We start from the raw sequence: 15,607 nt of genomic DNA on the forward strand, positions 1-15,607 counted from the left end.
GATGCGGCATTGCAGAAATCTGGAACTGAACTATACAGTTCAGAATATTCCCCCTCTGACCTTGCATTTTGGGGTCGGCTCTCTAATTCGGGGAAAACGAGTTTAACCGAAGAACAGGGCAAGCGGTTCCATGCGTCTGATCCCGATCCTCACTGCGATCCTCGTCACGGCCTTCCTGTACGGCATGGTCATCCAGCGCGACGCCATCACCGCCTTTGCCCGTGGCGAAGGGCTGTCGACCGCGCTGGCCATCGCCAAGGGCGAAGATGACGACGGCGCCATCCAGACCGCTGCCGTCGACAGCGAACAGCGCAGCGACGCGACCGAGGTCGCCGCCCCCGCCAAGGAAAAGGCGACCCATGCCCCCGTCAAGGTCGTCACCGTGATGAGCGAGGCGCGCGAAATCGACAGCGCCGTCATCCTGCGCGGCCAGACGGCGGCCGCGCGCAGTGTCGAACTGCGCTCGGAAACCAGCGGCACCGTCGTGTCGACCCCGATCCGCAAGGGCGCCGAGGTTCAGGCGGACGACCTGCTGTGCGCCATCGATCCCGGCACCCGCGAAGACAGCCTTGCCGAAGCCGAAGCGCGGCTGGCCGAAGCCGTGGCCTCGGTCCCGTCGGCCGAAGCGCGCGTCGAAGAGGCCAAGGCCCGCCTCTCCGAGGCCGAGATCAACCAGAATGCCTCTGACCGCCTGAAGGAAAGCGGCTTTGCCTCGGACACCCGCGTGGCGTCCTCGCAGGCCACGACGCGCGCCGCCGAAGCCGCACTGGCCCAGGCCGAAAGCGGTCTGGCCACCACGCAGGCCGCGATCCGGTCGGCCGAAGCCGCCGTCGCCTCGGCCACCCGCGAACTGGACCGCACCAAGATGCACGCCCCGTTCGGCGGGCTGCTGGAACATGACACCGCTGAGCTTGGGTCGCTTTTGCAGACGGGCGGCACCTGCGCCACGATCATCCAGCTTGATCCGATCAAGCTGGTCGGCTTCATCCCGGAAACCGAGATCAACCGGGTCGAGACCGGCGCCCGCGCCGGCGCCCGTCTGACCGCCTCGGCCAAGGAGCTGACGGGCGTGGTGACCTTCCTGTCGCGCTCGGCCGATCCGCAGACCCGCACCTTCCGCGTAGAAATCGAAGTACCCAACCCCGATCTTGCCATCCGCGACGGCCAGACCGCCGAGATCCTGATTGCCGCGCCCGGTGCCAAGGCGCACCTGCTGCCGCAATCGGCGCTGACGCTGAACGACGACGGCGCGCTTGGGGTCCGCACGGTCGAAGGCGCCACCGCCGGGTTCGCCCCCGTCAAGATCCTGCGCGACACCGTCGAAGGCGTCTGGGTGACCGGCCTGCCAGACACCGCGCAGGTCATCGTCATCGGCCAGGACTACGTGATCGCGGGCGTGCCGGTCGAGGCCACCCTGCAGGAGCCGCGCCAATGATCGGCATGGTCGACTGGGCCGCGTCACGGGCGCGGATGGTCCTGGCCTTCATCGTCCTGTCGCTGGTCGCGGGCGGGCTGGCCTATGCCACCCTGCCCAAGGAAGGTGAGCCCGACATCGAGATCCCGGCGCTTTTCGTGTCGCTGCAGTTTCCCGGCATCTCGGCCGTCGACAGCGAGACACTGCTTGTCAAACCGATGGAGACCGAGCTTTCGGATCTGGACGGTCTGAAGAAGATGACCGGCACCGCCGCCGAAGGCTATGCCGGTGTCGCGCTCGAATTCGAATTCGGCTGGGACAAGACCAAGATCATGGCTGACGTCCGCGAGGCCATGTCCAACGCCGAGGCCCTGTTCCCCGAGGGCTACGAGAAATATTCGATCAACGAGATCAACTTCTCGGAATTTCCGATCATCATCGTCAACCTGACCGGCGACGTCCCCGAACGCACCATGGCCCGCGTCATCAAGGACCTGCAGGAAGACGTCGAGGGCATCGAATCGGTGCTCGAAGCCGGGATCGCCGGCAACCGGGACGAGATGGTCGAGGTCGTGATCGACCCGCTGCGGCTGGAAAGCTACAACGTGACCGCCGGTGAGCTGATCAACGTCGTCACCCAGAACAACCTGCTGATCGCCGCCGGTGAGATCGAAACGGCCACTGGCGCCTTCGCCGTCAAGATCCCCGGATCCTTCGACGAACCGCGCGACATCTATGCCCTGCCCGTCAAACGCAATGGCGACCGCGTCGTCACCCTTGGCGATCTGGCCGACATCCGCCTGACCTTCGTCGACCGCAAGGGCACCGCACGCTTCAACGGCGAAAAGACCACCGCCCTGCAGGTGGTCAAGCGCAAGGGCTACAACGTCATCGACACCGCGGACGAGGTGAAGCGCGTGGTGGCCGAAGCCCAGGAGGCCTGGCCGCCCGAGCTCAAGGCGGCCGTGCGCGTCGGCACCTCGAACGACCAGAGCCGCGTCGTCGGATCGATGGTGTCGCAGCTGGAAGGCTCGGTCCTGACCGCGATCGCGCTGGTCATGATCGTCGTGCTGGCCGCGCTTGGCCCCCGGCCCGCGCTTCTGGTGGGCTTCGCGATCCCGACGTCCTTCCTGCTGTGCTTCGTGCTGCTGGGGCTGATGGGCGTGTCGATTTCCAACATCGTCATGTTCGGCCTGATCCTGGCAGTGGGGATGCTGGTCGACGGCGCCATCGTCATCGTGGAATACGCCGACAAGCGCATCTCGGAAGGCTCGGGGCCCATGCACGCCTATGTCGAGGCCGCGCAGCGCATGTTCTGGCCGGTGGTGTCGTCGACCGCGACGACGCTCTGTGCCTTCCTGCCCATGCTCTTCTGGCCCGGTGTGCCCGGCGAATTCATGGGGATGCTGCCCGTCACCCTGATCTTCGTTCTGTCGGCCTCGCTGATCGTGGCCCTGATCTACCTGCCGGTCATGGGCGGCGTCACGGGTCGCTTCTCGCGCTCGCTCAACCGGGCGTCCGACGGTCTGACCCGCGCCACGCCCTGGTGGCTGCGCGCCGCGCTGGTGCCCGTCGCGCTTTACGGCATCTTCATCGGTGCGATGCAGACCATCAACCCGGCCTACCTGACCGGCGCGCCCATGGGATCGGGAGTCTTGTCGCTGATGCCGGGCTTCGCGATCTTCACGGCCTCGGCGATCGCCGCGTCCATCACCATCAGCGCGGCGAAGATCAACTGGCGTCGCCCCCGCGTGCAGGGCGGCCATCGCCGCACCGCCTTCGGCTGGTTCATCAAGCTGCTGGCGGGCAACCCGATCATGCCGCTGGTCGTGGTCGTTTCGGTCGTGGCCTTCGTCATCACCACCTTCCAGGTCTTCGGCGCCAACAACAAGGGCACCGAGTTCTTCGTCGAGTCGGAACCGGAACAGGCGATCGTCTATGTCCGCGCCCGTGGCAACCTGAGCCTCGAGCAGAAGGACGATCTTGTCCGTCAGGTCGAGGAAATCGTGCTGCCGCATCCCGGCGTTCTGAATGCCTTTGCCTTTGCCGGTGACGGCGGGCTGAATTCCAACACCGGCGGCGCGCAGCCGCCCCTCGACACCATCGGTCAGGTGCAGCTGGAAATCGTCCCGTGGGAGGACCGCAAGGACCGCCCCGAGCTTGACGGCGATCTGGTGATCGAGGATCTGACCGCCGCCATCGAAACCATCCCCGGCATCAAGATCGAGGTGCTGGCCCCCAACATGGGTCCTGCCTCGGCCAAGCCGGTGCACCTGCGCCTGATGGGCAACGACTGGGGCCCGCTGCGCGAAGCCACCGCCATGGCCCGCGACAAGTTCGAAGAGCTCGATGGCCTGCGCCTGATCGAAGACACCCTGCCCCTGCCCGGCATCGACTGGCAGATCGACGTGGATGTCGAAAAGGCCGGCCGCTATGGCGCCGATGTTGCTACCGTCGGCGCGATGGTCCAGCTGGTCACGCGCGGCCTGCTGCTGGATACGATGAGGGTCGACACCTCGGACGAGGAAATCGAGATCCGCGTGCGCCTGCCCGAAAAGGACCGGGTGCTGTCGACACTCGACACGCTCAAGGTCCGCACCAGCGACGGCCTTGTGCCCCTGTCGAACTTCATCACCCGCGAACCGGTCGCCAAGCTGGCCAAGATCGACCGCATCGACCAGAAGCGGTTCTATGACGTCAAGGCCGCGGTCGCCGCCGATCTGACCAAGACGGTCGTGGTGGACGGCGAAGAAACACAGGTGCCCATCACCGCCAACGAACGGATCGAGACTCTGACGGACTGGCTCGACAGCGGCGTGCTGCCGCCCGGCGTGACCTACGAATGGACCGGCGATCAGGCGGATCAGGAGGAATCCTCGGCCTTCCTCGGCCAGGCCTTCGCCGGGGCGCTCGGCCTCATGTTCATCATCCTGCTGGCGCAGTTCAATTCGATCTACAACTCGGTCCTGGTCCTGCTGGCCGTGGTCCTGTCGACCACGGGCGTGCTGATCGGCATGCTGGTGATGGATCAGACCTTCTCGATCATCATGACCGGCACGGGGATCGTCGCGCTGGCGGGGATCGTGGTGAACAACAACATCGTGCTGATCGACACCTTCCAGGAATACAGCCAGTACATGCCAAGGATCGAGGCAATCATCCGCACCGCCGAGGATCGCATCCGCCCGGTTCTGCTGACCACGATCACCACCATGGCGGGTCTTGCCCCGATGATGTTCGGCCTCAGTCTCGACTTCTGGGCCGGCGGCTATTCGATCGACAGCCCCACGGCGCTCTGGTGGAAGCAGCTGGCGACGGCGGTGGTCTTCGGCCTTGGCGTGGCCACGGTGCTGACGCTGATCGTCACGCCGTCGCTGCTGGCGCTGCGGGTCTGGTTCTGGACCTACGTGCGCTGGTTCGGCCAGCTTCTGGCCTCGCTCTCCTTCGGGCGCGGATCGCGCGCGGCCCAGGACTGGGCCCTGCGCCGCGCCGCCCGCCGGACCCGGTCGCCGGAACTGATCTGGCCAATCGACGACGACGCACCGCCCGCCGACACGGCCAGCCTGCGCGCCGCCGAATGACGCTATCGCACAACTGAAAAGGCCCCGGTGCAAACCGGGGCCTTTCGTCATTCCGGGATCCGCCGCGGCCGCCGCCGCGCGGGCCATTCGCCCAGCACCATGCCAAAGACGATCATCGCCCCGCCGACCAGCGCCGCCAGTGGCAGGAGCTCTCCGGCCATGCGCCCGATGATCGCCGCCCAGACCGGCTCGCCCGCGTAGATCAGCGTCGACCGGGTGGCCGAGACGCTTTTCTGCGCCCAGTTCATCGCCAGCTGGATCACCGCGCTGGCCAGGCCCAATCCGCCCGCGAACAGCAGGATCCGCCAGTCCCAGGCCGGTATCGCTTCGCCCGAGGCCCCCATGGCCGCGAAACAGAAGACCGAGGCCGCCGCAAGCTGCACCACCGTCACCCGCGCCGCATCGACCTGTGGGGCAAAGCGCGAAATCAGGATGACCTCGGCGGCGATGGCCACGACCGACAGGATCGTAATCAGCTCTCCGAAGGAAAAACCGAACCCCCCGGCCTCGGGCCCCGCGATCAGCATCAGCCCGATGGTGGCAAATCCGACGCCGACCCAGGTCAGCCCCCCCGGCGGGCGGCCCAGCACGATCCATTGCAGGACCGGCACCAAGGGCACGTAAAGCGCGGTGATGAAAGCGGATTTCGAAGACGGAATGAACTGCAGGCCCACGGTCTGCATGCCATAGCCAAGCGCGATCGCCAGCCCGATCAGGCTGCCTGCGATGACCTCGACCCGGGTGATCCGCATCAACCGCCGCCCGGCCAGCAGCCCCAGGCACAGGGCCGCCAGCGCAAACCGCAACCCCACGAAGAACAGCGGCCCTGACCAGGTCAGGGCCGTCTGCACCGCCAGGAAGGTCCCGCCCCACAGGACGGTGACCCCCACCAGGACCCATTCGGGCCGCATCAGAGCATTGCCATCCCGCCGTTCACATGCAGCGTGGCACCGGTCACATAGCCCGCCTCGGCCGAGGAGAGGTACAGAACGGCAGCCGCGATCTCTTCCGGCGTGCCCATGCGGGCGGCCGGGATCTGCACGTTGATCTTGTCCTTCTGCTCATCCGTCAGCTTGTCGGTCATCGCCGTGGCGATGAAGCCCGGCGCGACGCAGTTCGCCGTGATCCCGCGCGACGCGACCTCGTAGGCGATCGACTTGGTCATGCCCACCATACCCGCCTTGGACGCGGCATAGTTCACCTGGCCCGGATTGCCGGTCGCGCCGACGATGGACGAGATATTGACGATCCGCCCCCACCTGGCCTTCATCATCGGCCGCATCACCGCCCGGCACAGGCGCATGGTCGAAGTCAGGTTGACCTCGATCACCTGCGCCCAGTCCTCGTCCGACATGCGCATGAACAGCTGATCGCGGGTGATGCCCGCGTTGTTCACCAAGATGTCCAGCCCGCCCATGGCCTCGATCGCCTGCTTGGGCAGGGCATCGACCGCCGCCGCGTCGCCCAGGTTGCAGGGCAGCACATGCGCCCGTTCGCCCAGCTCCGCCGCCAACGCCTCAAGCGGTTCGACCCGCGTGCCCGAAAGCCCCACGGTCGCGCCCGCCTCATGCAGCGCCTTGGCGATCGCGCCGCCGATACCACCCGAAGCGCCCGTCACCAGCGCCGTCTTTCCCGTCAGATCGAACATCCGCCCGTCCCCTTCATCTTGCCAAAAATACTCCGGGGGGCGTCCGCAGGACGCGGGGGCAGCGCCCCCTCCCCGGTCTCAACCCGTTCAGCCCTTGGAAGCCGCCGCTGTCGCCACGTCCTCGGGCGTGCCCACGGCCGTGCAGGCGATGGACCGCTCGATCCGTCGCACCATGCCCGACAGCGCTTTGCCCGCCCCGATCTCCCAGATCTCGGTCACGCCCTGCGCCGCCATGTAGGCGACGCTTTCCCGCCAGCGCACCGATCCGGTGACCTGTTCGACCAGCAGCGACCGGATGACCTGCGGATCATCGACCGCCTCGGCGCGGACGTTGGCCACCAGCGGCACGGCGGGCGCCTTGATCTCGACCGCCGCCAAAGCCTCGGCCATCACGGCCGCGGCCGGTTCCATCAGGGCGCAATGGAACGGCGCCGACACCGGCAAAAGCACCGCCCGTTTCGCGCCCTTCTCCTTGGCGATCTCCACCGCACGTTCCACGGCGGCCTTGTGGCCCGACACGACCACCTGGCCGGGGTCGTTGTCATTCGCGGCCTGGCAGACCTCGCCCTGCGCGGCCTCTTCGGCCACGGCGCGGGCACCGTCAAAGTCCAGCCCCAGAAGCGCCGCCATGGCGCCGACACCGACCGGCACGGCCTCCTGCATGGCGCGACCGCGGGCGCGCAGCAGGCGTGCGGCATCGGCGATGCTCAGCGAACCGGCGGCGGCGAGCGCGGAATATTCGCCCAGGGAATGTCCGGCCACGAAGGCCGCATCGGTGATCGCCACGCCCTCGGCCTCAAGCGCGCGCAGCGCGGCCAGAGAGGTCGCCATCAGCGCGGGCTGGGCATTCTGCGTCAGGGTCAGCTGGTCCTGCTCGCCGTCCCAGATCAGCGTCGACAGCTTTTCGCCAAGCGCCTCGTCCACCTCGTCGAAGACGGCCTTGGCTTCGGGATAGGCATCGGCCAGGGCGCGGCCCATGCCAATGGTCTGGGCACCCTGCCCGGGGAATACGAATGCGCGGCTCATGGCTCACTCCCTCATTTGATTGGGCCGGGGATAGCCCGGGACGCCACACAAGGCAATCCACCGCACAGGAGGCGATGCGGCGGATGTCAGAGCCTGGAGAGAGAGTGGATCGTGCAGCGTCCCCGTGGCCTAGCCTGCCCGGGCCTTGCGAACCCGGCGCAGCGCACACCGTCCCATCAGGACCACGGCCGGAGAGACCATGACCAGCGCCACCAGGGGTTTGAGCGCGACAAGCAGCACCAGAAGGCCGACGATCAGCACGATCAGGGTCGCCACCGTGGCGCAGAGCGCCGTGGGACGTTCGCCGCGATCCGCGGAATACGGATCGGCATAATTGCGGCCCGCCGGGCCGGCGGAGAGGTCGGTCATCAATGTCATCTGCTCGTCTTTGTCGTACAGGGGTCTGCGCCCCTTTTTCGTGTGCCTTTGCACGTTATACACTTTTTGCGAGAGATTGTGGCAAAATCCGGGCATTTTCCCTAAAGGAAAACCACAATACTCACACACCGGGCTTTGCACATTTGTCGGACCATATCGCGGGCACGGCACACCGCCTCCACAGCGGCCTTGCCCCCCCGGACGATCCGGGCTAAAGGGACGCTTCCTTCCGCACTTCGATTGACCCGCGCGGACTCTCGTGGAGGCACCGCGGAAGGCTTGGTCCTCCTATGAAACGCGCCCTGACAGAAGTGGAGCACACATGCCGCTTTATGAGCATGTCTTTATTGCGCGCCAGGATCTTTCCAACGCGCAGGCCGAAGGCCTTGTCGAACATTTTGGCACCGTCCTTTCGGACAACGGCGGCAAGGTCGTCGAATCCGAATACTGGGGCGTCAAGACGATGGCCTACAAGATCAACAAGAACCGCAAGGGCCACTACGCCTTCCTCAAGTCCGACGCACCCGCGACGGCCGTGCAGGAAATGGAACGCCTGATGCGCCTGCATGATGACGTGATGCGCGTTCTGACCATCAAGGTCGAAGAGCACGCCGAAGGTCCGTCCGTCCAGATGCAGAAACGCGAAGAGCGCGACGACCGTCGCCGCGAACGCCGCTGATCTTTAGCCTGAGGAAAGGAACCTAACCCATGGCCGCAAAACCGTTTTTCCGCCGCCGCAAGGTCTGCCCGTTCTCCGGCGACAACGCGCCGAAGATCGACTACAAGGACACCCGTCTGCTGCAGCGCTACATCTCTGAGCGTGGCAAGATCGTGCCGTCCCGCATCACCGCCGTGTCGGCAAAGAAGCAGCGTGAACTGGCCCGCGCCATCAAGCGCGCCCGCTTCCTCGCCCTGCTGCCCTACGCCGTGAAGTAAGGAGAGAGACCAATGGAAGTCATTCTTCTCGAACGTGTCGCCAAGCTGGGCCAGATGGGTGACGTCGTCACCGTCAAGCCGGGCTATGCGCGCAACTACCTTCTGCTGCAGGGCAAGGCCCTGACCGCATCGAAGGAAAACATCGCCAAGTTCGACGAGCAGAAAGCACAGCTGGAAGCCAACAACCTCGAGACCAAGAAAGAGGCCGAAAGCCTCGGCTCGCGTCTCGATGGCGAAACCTTTGTTGTGATTCGCTCTGCCTCTGACGGCGGCAACCTCTACGGCTCTGTCACTCCGCGTGACGTCGCCGCCGTTGCCACCGAAGCGGGCTACACCGTCGAGCGCAAGCAGGTCATCATCCCGATGCCGATCAAGGAACTGGGCATGCACACGGTGAACATCACCCTGCACCCGGAAGTCGACATCGAGATCACCCTAAACGTCGCACGTTCCCCCGAAGAGGCCGAGCTTCAGGCCGCAGGCAAGTCCATCCAGGACCTGGCCGCGGAAGAAGAAGCCGCAGCCGAATTCGAGATCCAGGAACTGTTCGACGATCTCGGCTCGGCCGCATCGGACGACGACGATCAGCCTGCTGTCGAAGCCAAGGGCGACGACGAAGAGAACTGATCGATCTGATCACGGATCACGGAAAACGCCGCGCCCCCGGGTGCGGCGTTTTTCATTGCGCGATGGCCATTTGCCTTTGAAACGCTGCTGGATCGATCACGTCCCCGGCGCGGTCAGGCGGAAAGACGACGCGACCGGGAAAGACCCTGCGCGGGGTCTGGAATGTGCGCCGCCAAGCCCCTAAATCCAAGGAAATTTCAAAGGATCCCGCACCCGATGCGCCAGCAGATTTCCGATGTCCTAGACCGTCCGGCCACGCGTTACGCGATCATGGGGGTGATCCTGTTCAACGCGGTCATCCTTGGCCTGGAAACCTCGGGTCGCGTCATGAGCGTCGCGGGCGACATCATCATCTTCCTCGACACGCTGTGCTTGACCATCTTCGTGGCCGAACTGGTCGCCAAGCTGTACGCCCGGGGGCTGGGGTTCTTCCGCAATGCCTGGAACATCTTCGACTTCATCGTCGTCGGCATCGCGCTGCTGCCTGCCACAGGTGGCCTGTCGGTGCTGCGGGCCCTGCGGATTCTGCGGTTGCTGCGCGTGGTATCCGTGGCGCCGACACTGCGGCGGGTGGTCGAAGGCTTCATCTCGGCCCTGCCCGGCATGGCCTCGGTCTTCCTGCTGATGGGCGTGATCTTCTACATCGCAGCCGTCATCGCGACCAAGCTGTTCGCACCAACCTTTCCCGACTGGTTCGGCACGCTTGGCCGGTCGCTGTATACGCTGTTCCAGGTGATGACGCTGGAAAGCTGGTCCATGGGCATCGTCCGCCCGGTGATGGAGGTCCACCCCGAGGCCTGGATGTTCTTCGTGCCCTTCATCCTGATCACCACCTTCGCGGTGGTGAACCTTGTCGTCGGCCTGATCGTCAATTCGATGCAGGACGCCCACGCCGAGGAATCCAACGCCGCCACCGGCAATTACCGCGACGAGGTGCTGCAGCGCCTGGTCGCGATCGAGGCAAAGCTGGACAAAGGCGGATAGACGACCCTATTCGGCGAAATTCGCCCCGGTGTCCTGCGGGTTCATCCGGATCAGCCGACTGTCGAGGCATCCGGCCTGCCGATGCACCATGGCGCGTCGATAGTCCGGGTCATAGATCATGTCGATAAAGGCCTGCGGCGACGGGTATTCGGCAATGAAGCACAGGTCCCAGGCCTCGTCCTGCGGCCCGATCAGCATATGCTCCATCCGGCCGCGCCAGACGATGCGCCCCCCGACCTTGTCGAGGATCGGCTGGCTTTCGCGGCCATAGGCGGCATAGGCCTCGGCCCCCGTCGCCTGCCGCCCGTCGTCATAGTCTGCGCGGTCACGCAGCCGTACCAGATTGAGCATGTGGATTGGCCCGTCCCGGTCGATCGCCTTGAAGGCCTCGAAACCCGCCTTGTCGAATCCCGTATGCATGGTGTCCTCCTCTCAGGTGCGCCCATAGGGCTGGCACAGATTGCGGCGCTTCAGCTCGTCCGCCATCGACCGGCCCACGCGGGCGCCTGCGGACGGGCCGTAGATGCAATCGCCCACGTTGCCGTCGGGCTTCTTGTCATAGCTGCATTCCAGCTTCCGCGCGAAGAGCATGATGTTCATGATCCGCTTCGCCTCGCGCCCCTCGGCCGTTGTCTCGGCGGGGCATTCGGTATCGCGCAACTGGATCTCGACGCCCTGCACGACGATCCGGTCGCCCGAGATCACCCGCCGCCGCATGTCCTGCGCCGTGGCAGGACATGCCCAGATGCCGATCAGGCAGATGATCATGATGGCCAGCCGCACGCCGCCCCCCGGTTCGGTTCCCGGGCAGGCTAACCGGGCGTGTGCGCAGGCGGAACCCCCGGCGTCTGCCATTCGGGCAGCGGAAAGAGCTTGTCGTAGGCCCAGTTGAAGGCCAGCGCATAGAGCAGATAGAAAGCCGCCAGCGACACATCCATGACAAACGCCTGCCAGAGCGTAACGCCAAGATACCAGGCGATGAAGGGCATCAGCACGACCAACAGCCCGGCTTCGAACAGCACCGCATGCAGCACCCGCACCAGCGGCGTCTTAAGCGTGGTCCCGGACCAGCGGCGATAGGCCCGGTCAAAGACATAGTTGTAGCCCATGTTGTAAAGTGTCGCGATGGTGGCGCTGACAACGCCCACCACGCCGATTTCGGTCATCGGCAGGCCAAAGACAAAAGCCCCGCCGGGGATCATGATCGCAAGCGCGATAAGTTCGAAGCTGATGGCGTGACGCAGACGGTCAAGGGGGGATCGCATGGAGACCTCCGGTTTCCGCCGGGTCGTCCCGGCCGTTCACCCATGATGGGGAGGTCGTCCTCTGCCCCCTAGGTGCGCCTTGGGGCGCGTTTGGTCAAGGCCGCCCGCAAAAGAAAAGGGCCGCCCCGAAGGACGGCCCCAGATCCGGATCAGACCGGGATCATTCGTTTTCCAGATCCTCGACCGCCTTCTGAAGGTCTTCTTTCGAAACCTCCTTCTCGGTCACGTCGGCCTGGGCGAAGACATGGTCGACAACCTTGTCTTCGAAGATCGGTGCGCGCAGCTGCTGCTGCATCTGCTGGTTCTGCTGCACGAATTCAAAGAACGCACGCTCCTGGCCCGGGTACTGGCGGGCCTGGTTCATGATCGCCTGGGTCATTTCGGCGTCGGTCACTTCGACCTCGGCCTTCTGACCCAGTTCGGCCAGCAGCAGGCCAAGGCGCACGCGGCGCTCGGCCAGCTTGGTGTGCTCCTCGGTGGTCTCGATCTCACCGTGGTTGTGATCGTGAACCTCGGGGTTGTCCTCGTGCCACAGTTGATGCGCGATCTGCTTGGCTTCGGCCTCGACCAGCGACGGCGGCAGGTCGAAAGAGACGACCTCGTCCATCGCGTCCAGCAGGCCACGCTTCATGACCGCGCGGGCGGCACCGGCGTATTCGGCTTCCAGACGCTCGGCGACCTGCGCCTTCAGCGCGGCCAGGTCTTCGGCACCGTACTTGGTGGCCAGCTCGTCGTTGACCTCGGCGGCGACGGGGCCCTTGACCTCTTTCACCTTGCATTCGAACACGGCGGCTTTGCCGGCCAGGTGTTCGGCCTGGTACTGTTCGGGGAACGAAACCTCGACGTTCTTCTCGTCACCGGCCTTCGTGCCGACCAGCTGATCTTCGAAACCCGGGATGAACGAATTCGAGCCGAGCACCAGCGGATAGTCTTCCGCCGCGCCGCCCTCGAAGGCTTCGCCGTCGACCTTGCCGAGGAAATCGATCACGACCTGGTCGCCATCTTCCGCCGCGCCGTCCTTGGCTTCGAAGTTCTGGGCGCTTTCGGCCAGGTTCTGCAGGGCTTCGTCGATCGCGGCGTCATCGGCCTTCACGACCAGCTTTTCCAGCTTGAGCGTCGACAGGTCGACCTCGGGGATCGCCGGCAGGGCCTCGTAGGCCACGGTCACGACGACATCGTCGCCCTCTTTCCAGGTCTCGCCATCGACCATTTCGACCTGCGGCTGCAGCGCGGGCTTGTCGCCGGTGGATTCGAAGTGATCATTCATGGCGCCGTCGATGGCTTCCTGCATCGCTTCGCCCATGATCCGCTGACCGAACTGCTTTTTCAGCAGCGCCATCGGCACCTTGCCCTTGCGGAAGCCCTTCATTTCGACTTCGGGCTGCGCTTCGGCCAGCTTTTCGTTGACCTTGGCGTCCAACTCGCTGGCGGGCAGCGTGATCTGGTAGCCGCGCTTGAGGCCTTCGTTCAGGGTCTCGGTGACCTGCATCGGTTCTCGTCCTTCCATAACGTCCACGGGCCGCCGTCTTGCGGGGGCCAAATCAGGCGCCCTTCTAGGGGGCGTCAGCCTTGGGCGCAAGGGTGATCCGCGCCATTCCGGCCCATGCCCACAGGTTTTTGCCGGCAGTGGCTGCGCCCACCCTGCCCAAGCTTGCCGACAGCCCGCCCCACGGTTGACGTGACCGCCCCGATGCCGCATTGCAGCACCATCCGCCACATCCAAAAGGGCACGTGATGACCCGCACCCAGAAAGCTGCCCTTGCCAGCGTCGCCGTCGGCCTTCTGGTCTTTGCCATAAAGCTTTGGGCCTGGCTTCTGACCGGGTCCGTCGCGCTGTATTCCGACGCCTTGGAAAGCACCATAAACGTGGTGGCGGCGCTGGCGGTCTTCGTGGCGCTGCGCGTCGCGGCGCGGCCCGCGGACGACAACCACCCCTACGGCCACCACAAGGCCGAATACCTCTCGGCCGTGTTCGAAGGCGTGCTGGTGGTCATCGCCGCCCTGATGATTCTGCGCGAGGCCTATGCCGGCCTGATCCACCCCGAACCCCTGCGCGCCCCCGTGCTGGGCCTGGTGATCAACGGCGCGGCCTCGGTGCTGAACGCGCTTTGGGCCGTCGCATTGCTAAGATGGGGACGCGCCTGGCGGTCCCCCGCCCTGGTCGCCGACGGACGGCATATCCTGACCGATGTCTGGACCTCGGTCGGCGTGATCATCGGCATCGCCCTGGCGACGGTGACCGGCCAGGACTGGCTCGACCCTGCGCTCGCCGCGCTGGTCGCCGTCAACATCCTCTGGACCGGCTGGAAAATGGTGCGCGAGGCGACCGGCGGGCTGATGGACGAACTGCACGATCCGGCCCTGGTCGACGACCTGCAAGAGATCATCCGCCTCAGCGCCACCGGCGCGATCGAGGCGCACGACATCCGCATCCGTATCGCCGGCGCCATGACCTTTATCGATTTTCACCTGATCGTGGACCGGGACATGCCGGTGTCGGAAGCGCACGACATCTGCGACCGCATCGAAGGCGCGCTGAAGATCGCCCGCGACGGCAAGGCCATCGTGACGATCCATGTGGAGCCTGATCACAAGGCGAAAAATGAAGGCGTAATGGTAGGATAAGGCGTCTGGCGCGCCGCCGGGAACACCCGAGCGCGATTTCAAAGGCTCGGCCATCATCCATGTCTGGCTGGTGAAAGGTCACGTCCCCGGGGACAGTGCATGGTGCGGGTGAAGGGACTCGAACCCCCACGCCAAAGGCGCCAGAACCTAAATCTGGTGCGTCTACCAATTCCGCCACACCCGCAGTACGCGGCTGGATAGCAAAAGCCGCAGCGCGATGCGAGAGGGAAAAAGCTCTCATCCCTTAACCTTTTCTAAGCTTCTTTCGCCAATATTGAACCTGACCGGACAAGCGACGTGGCCCTAGCGCCAATTGTGGCGAAAACCGGACGCGGTTTGCCTCAATGCCGCACAGTTAACTGGAACCCGGCGAAATTTCGCCCTAATCTGATGCAAAAACAATGAGGCAGTCAGGAAAGGGGAGAAGTCCCATGAAAACTATCGAAGTTACCATCACCAAGCAGTCCAAGGCTCAGCCCAAGCTGGTGTGCGGCATCGCAGCCGGGACCAAGGTCATGACCCTGGATGGTGAAATGCCCGTCGAATTCCTGACCGAAGGCGACCGTGTCATCACCCGCGACACCGGCATGGCCATGCTGAAAGGTGTCCGCGCCCGCAAGGTGGCCTGCGATCTGGTCCACATCTCCGGCGGCTCCCTGGGACACAACCGTCCCGAAGCCGACATCACCATTCCCTCGGGCCAGGAAGTCCTGATCCGCGACTGGCGCGCCGAAGCCCTGTTCGGCAAGAAAACCGCACTGGTCTCCGCTGACCGCCTGGTCGACGGCGAATACGTCCGCGACCTCGGCAAGGGCGTGATGACCGTGTACGAACTGGTCTTCGACCGCGATCACATCATCTATGCCGGCGGCCTCGAAGTGGCCGCCAAGGCAGAAGAGGACATGGCCGCCGCAGGCTGACCCCCTTCCATTCGGACCGACTGCACCGAGGCTCGCGCACCTGCGCGGGCCTCGCGTCGTTTTGGGATTGTCGTTCGCCAATAGCATCTCACTGCCCAAGGCGAAGTGAGCGGACGGCAATGTTGGTCTGTCCCAGGGCCGCAGTCTGGTTTTCCGTTAGTGCTCTTCGAATGGTCGAAAACGTGTTGGCCGCAAGCGAACCG

16 protein-coding genes and 1 tRNA gene are annotated in these 15,607 nt (G+C 65.0%); 8 read left to right on the top strand and 9 right to left on the bottom strand.

From position 1 onward, the window contains the following. Positions 1 to 130: 130 nt before the first annotated feature. On the top strand, positions 131 to 1,435 hold the full coding sequence (locus E4S58_RS07725) for an efflux RND transporter periplasmic adaptor subunit (protein WP_136635734.1): 1,305 nt from the start codon (positions 131 to 133) through the stop codon (positions 1,433 to 1,435). Beyond that, complete coding sequence (locus tag E4S58_RS07730; RefSeq protein WP_136635735.1) at positions 1,432 to 4,995, top strand: efflux RND transporter permease subunit; 3,564 nt, start codon at positions 1,432 to 1,434, stop codon at positions 4,993 to 4,995. Before E4S58_RS07725 ends, E4S58_RS07730 begins: the two co-directional genes overlap by 4 nt. Positions 4,996 to 5,042: 47 nt before the next feature. Here E4S58_RS07730 and E4S58_RS07735 read toward each other — a convergent pair whose 3' ends face one another. The 4 genes from E4S58_RS07735 to E4S58_RS07750 form a co-directional block, all read right to left on the bottom strand. Continuing rightward, positions 5,043 to 5,906 (bottom strand): DMT family transporter, encoded by an 864-nt coding sequence (locus E4S58_RS07735; protein ID WP_136635736.1) that lies wholly within the window; start codon positions 5,904 to 5,906, stop codon positions 5,043 to 5,045. After that, on the bottom strand, positions 5,906 to 6,643 hold the full coding sequence (gene fabG / locus E4S58_RS07740) for a 3-oxoacyl-[acyl-carrier-protein] reductase (protein WP_136635737.1): 738 nt from the start codon (positions 6,641 to 6,643) through the stop codon (positions 5,906 to 5,908). The genes E4S58_RS07735 and fabG overlap by 1 nt, the downstream gene beginning before the upstream one ends. An 87-nt stretch (positions 6,644 to 6,730) precedes the next feature. After that, positions 6,731 to 7,669, bottom strand: coding sequence for an ACP S-malonyltransferase (gene fabD, locus E4S58_RS07745; RefSeq protein ID WP_136635738.1), 939 nt, complete (start codon positions 7,667 to 7,669; stop codon positions 6,731 to 6,733). Between the two features lie 129 nt (positions 7,670 to 7,798). After that, complete coding sequence (locus E4S58_RS07750) at positions 7,799 to 8,038, bottom strand: hypothetical protein (RefSeq protein ID WP_136635739.1); 240 nt, start codon at positions 8,036 to 8,038, stop codon at positions 7,799 to 7,801. 331 nt (positions 8,039 to 8,369) lie between these two features. Between E4S58_RS07750 and rpsF the strand changes: the two genes are divergently transcribed. The 4 genes from rpsF (at position 8,370) to E4S58_RS07770 (ending at position 10,594) form a co-directional block, all read left to right on the top strand. Further along, positions 8,370 to 8,726 (top strand): 30S ribosomal protein S6, encoded by a 357-nt coding sequence (gene rpsF / locus E4S58_RS07755; RefSeq protein ID WP_136635740.1) that lies wholly within the window; start codon positions 8,370 to 8,372, stop codon positions 8,724 to 8,726. A 29-nt stretch (positions 8,727 to 8,755) separates the two neighbouring features. Continuing rightward, positions 8,756 to 8,983, top strand: a complete 228-nt coding sequence (rpsR, locus tag E4S58_RS07760) for a 30S ribosomal protein S18 (protein WP_005982441.1) — start codon at positions 8,756 to 8,758, stop codon at positions 8,981 to 8,983. A 12-nt stretch (positions 8,984 to 8,995) separates the two neighbouring features. Beyond that, on the top strand, positions 8,996 to 9,610 hold the full coding sequence (rplI, locus tag E4S58_RS07765) for a 50S ribosomal protein L9 (RefSeq protein ID WP_136635741.1): 615 nt from the start codon (positions 8,996 to 8,998) through the stop codon (positions 9,608 to 9,610). 216 nt (positions 9,611 to 9,826) lie between these two features. Then, complete coding sequence (locus E4S58_RS07770; RefSeq protein ID WP_136635742.1) at positions 9,827 to 10,594, top strand: ion transporter; 768 nt, start codon at positions 9,827 to 9,829, stop codon at positions 10,592 to 10,594. A 6-nt stretch (positions 10,595 to 10,600) separates the two neighbouring features. Here E4S58_RS07770 and E4S58_RS07775 read toward each other — a convergent pair whose 3' ends face one another. From E4S58_RS07775 to tig, 4 genes are all read right to left on the bottom strand, one after another. Further along, positions 10,601 to 11,014 (bottom strand): DUF1330 domain-containing protein, encoded by a 414-nt coding sequence (locus tag E4S58_RS07775; RefSeq protein WP_136635743.1) that lies wholly within the window; start codon positions 11,012 to 11,014, stop codon positions 10,601 to 10,603. Positions 11,015 to 11,026: 12 nt separating this feature from the next. Beyond that, complete coding sequence (locus E4S58_RS07780) at positions 11,027 to 11,377, bottom strand: hypothetical protein (RefSeq protein WP_136635744.1); 351 nt, start codon at positions 11,375 to 11,377, stop codon at positions 11,027 to 11,029. Positions 11,378 to 11,406: 29 nt separating this feature from the next. After that, the gene (locus tag E4S58_RS07785; protein WP_136635745.1) at positions 11,407 to 11,859 is read right to left on the bottom strand and encodes a PACE efflux transporter; all 453 of its coding nucleotides are present in this window, start codon (positions 11,857 to 11,859) and stop codon (positions 11,407 to 11,409) included. 160 nt (positions 11,860 to 12,019) lie between these two features. Further along, positions 12,020 to 13,348: a trigger factor gene (gene tig, locus E4S58_RS07790; RefSeq protein WP_136635746.1), complete on the bottom strand. Its 1,329-nt coding sequence runs from the start codon at positions 13,346 to 13,348 to the stop codon at positions 12,020 to 12,022. Between the two features lie 245 nt (positions 13,349 to 13,593). Between tig and E4S58_RS07795 the strand changes: the two genes are divergently transcribed. After that, positions 13,594 to 14,484: a cation diffusion facilitator family transporter gene (locus tag E4S58_RS07795; protein ID WP_136635747.1), complete on the top strand. Its 891-nt coding sequence runs from the start codon at positions 13,594 to 13,596 to the stop codon at positions 14,482 to 14,484. A gap of 100 nt (positions 14,485 to 14,584) precedes the next feature. Here the strand turns inward: E4S58_RS07795 and E4S58_RS07800 are convergent. Next, a tRNA-Leu gene (locus tag E4S58_RS07800) sits at positions 14,585 to 14,668 on the bottom strand. Between the two features lie 247 nt (positions 14,669 to 14,915). On the opposite strand from E4S58_RS07800, the gene E4S58_RS07805 reads away from it, so the two are divergent. Next, a complete protein-coding gene (locus tag E4S58_RS07805) occupies positions 14,916 to 15,404 on the top strand; it encodes a Hint domain-containing protein (protein ID WP_136635748.1) in 489 nt (162 codons plus the stop codon). Positions 15,405 to 15,607: the final 203 nt, after the last annotated feature.

The organism is Pseudooceanicola onchidii (genome assembly GCF_004959925.1).
In the GTDB taxonomy this organism is placed as follows: domain Bacteria; phylum Pseudomonadota; class Alphaproteobacteria; order Rhodobacterales; family Rhodobacteraceae; genus Pseudooceanicola; species Pseudooceanicola onchidii.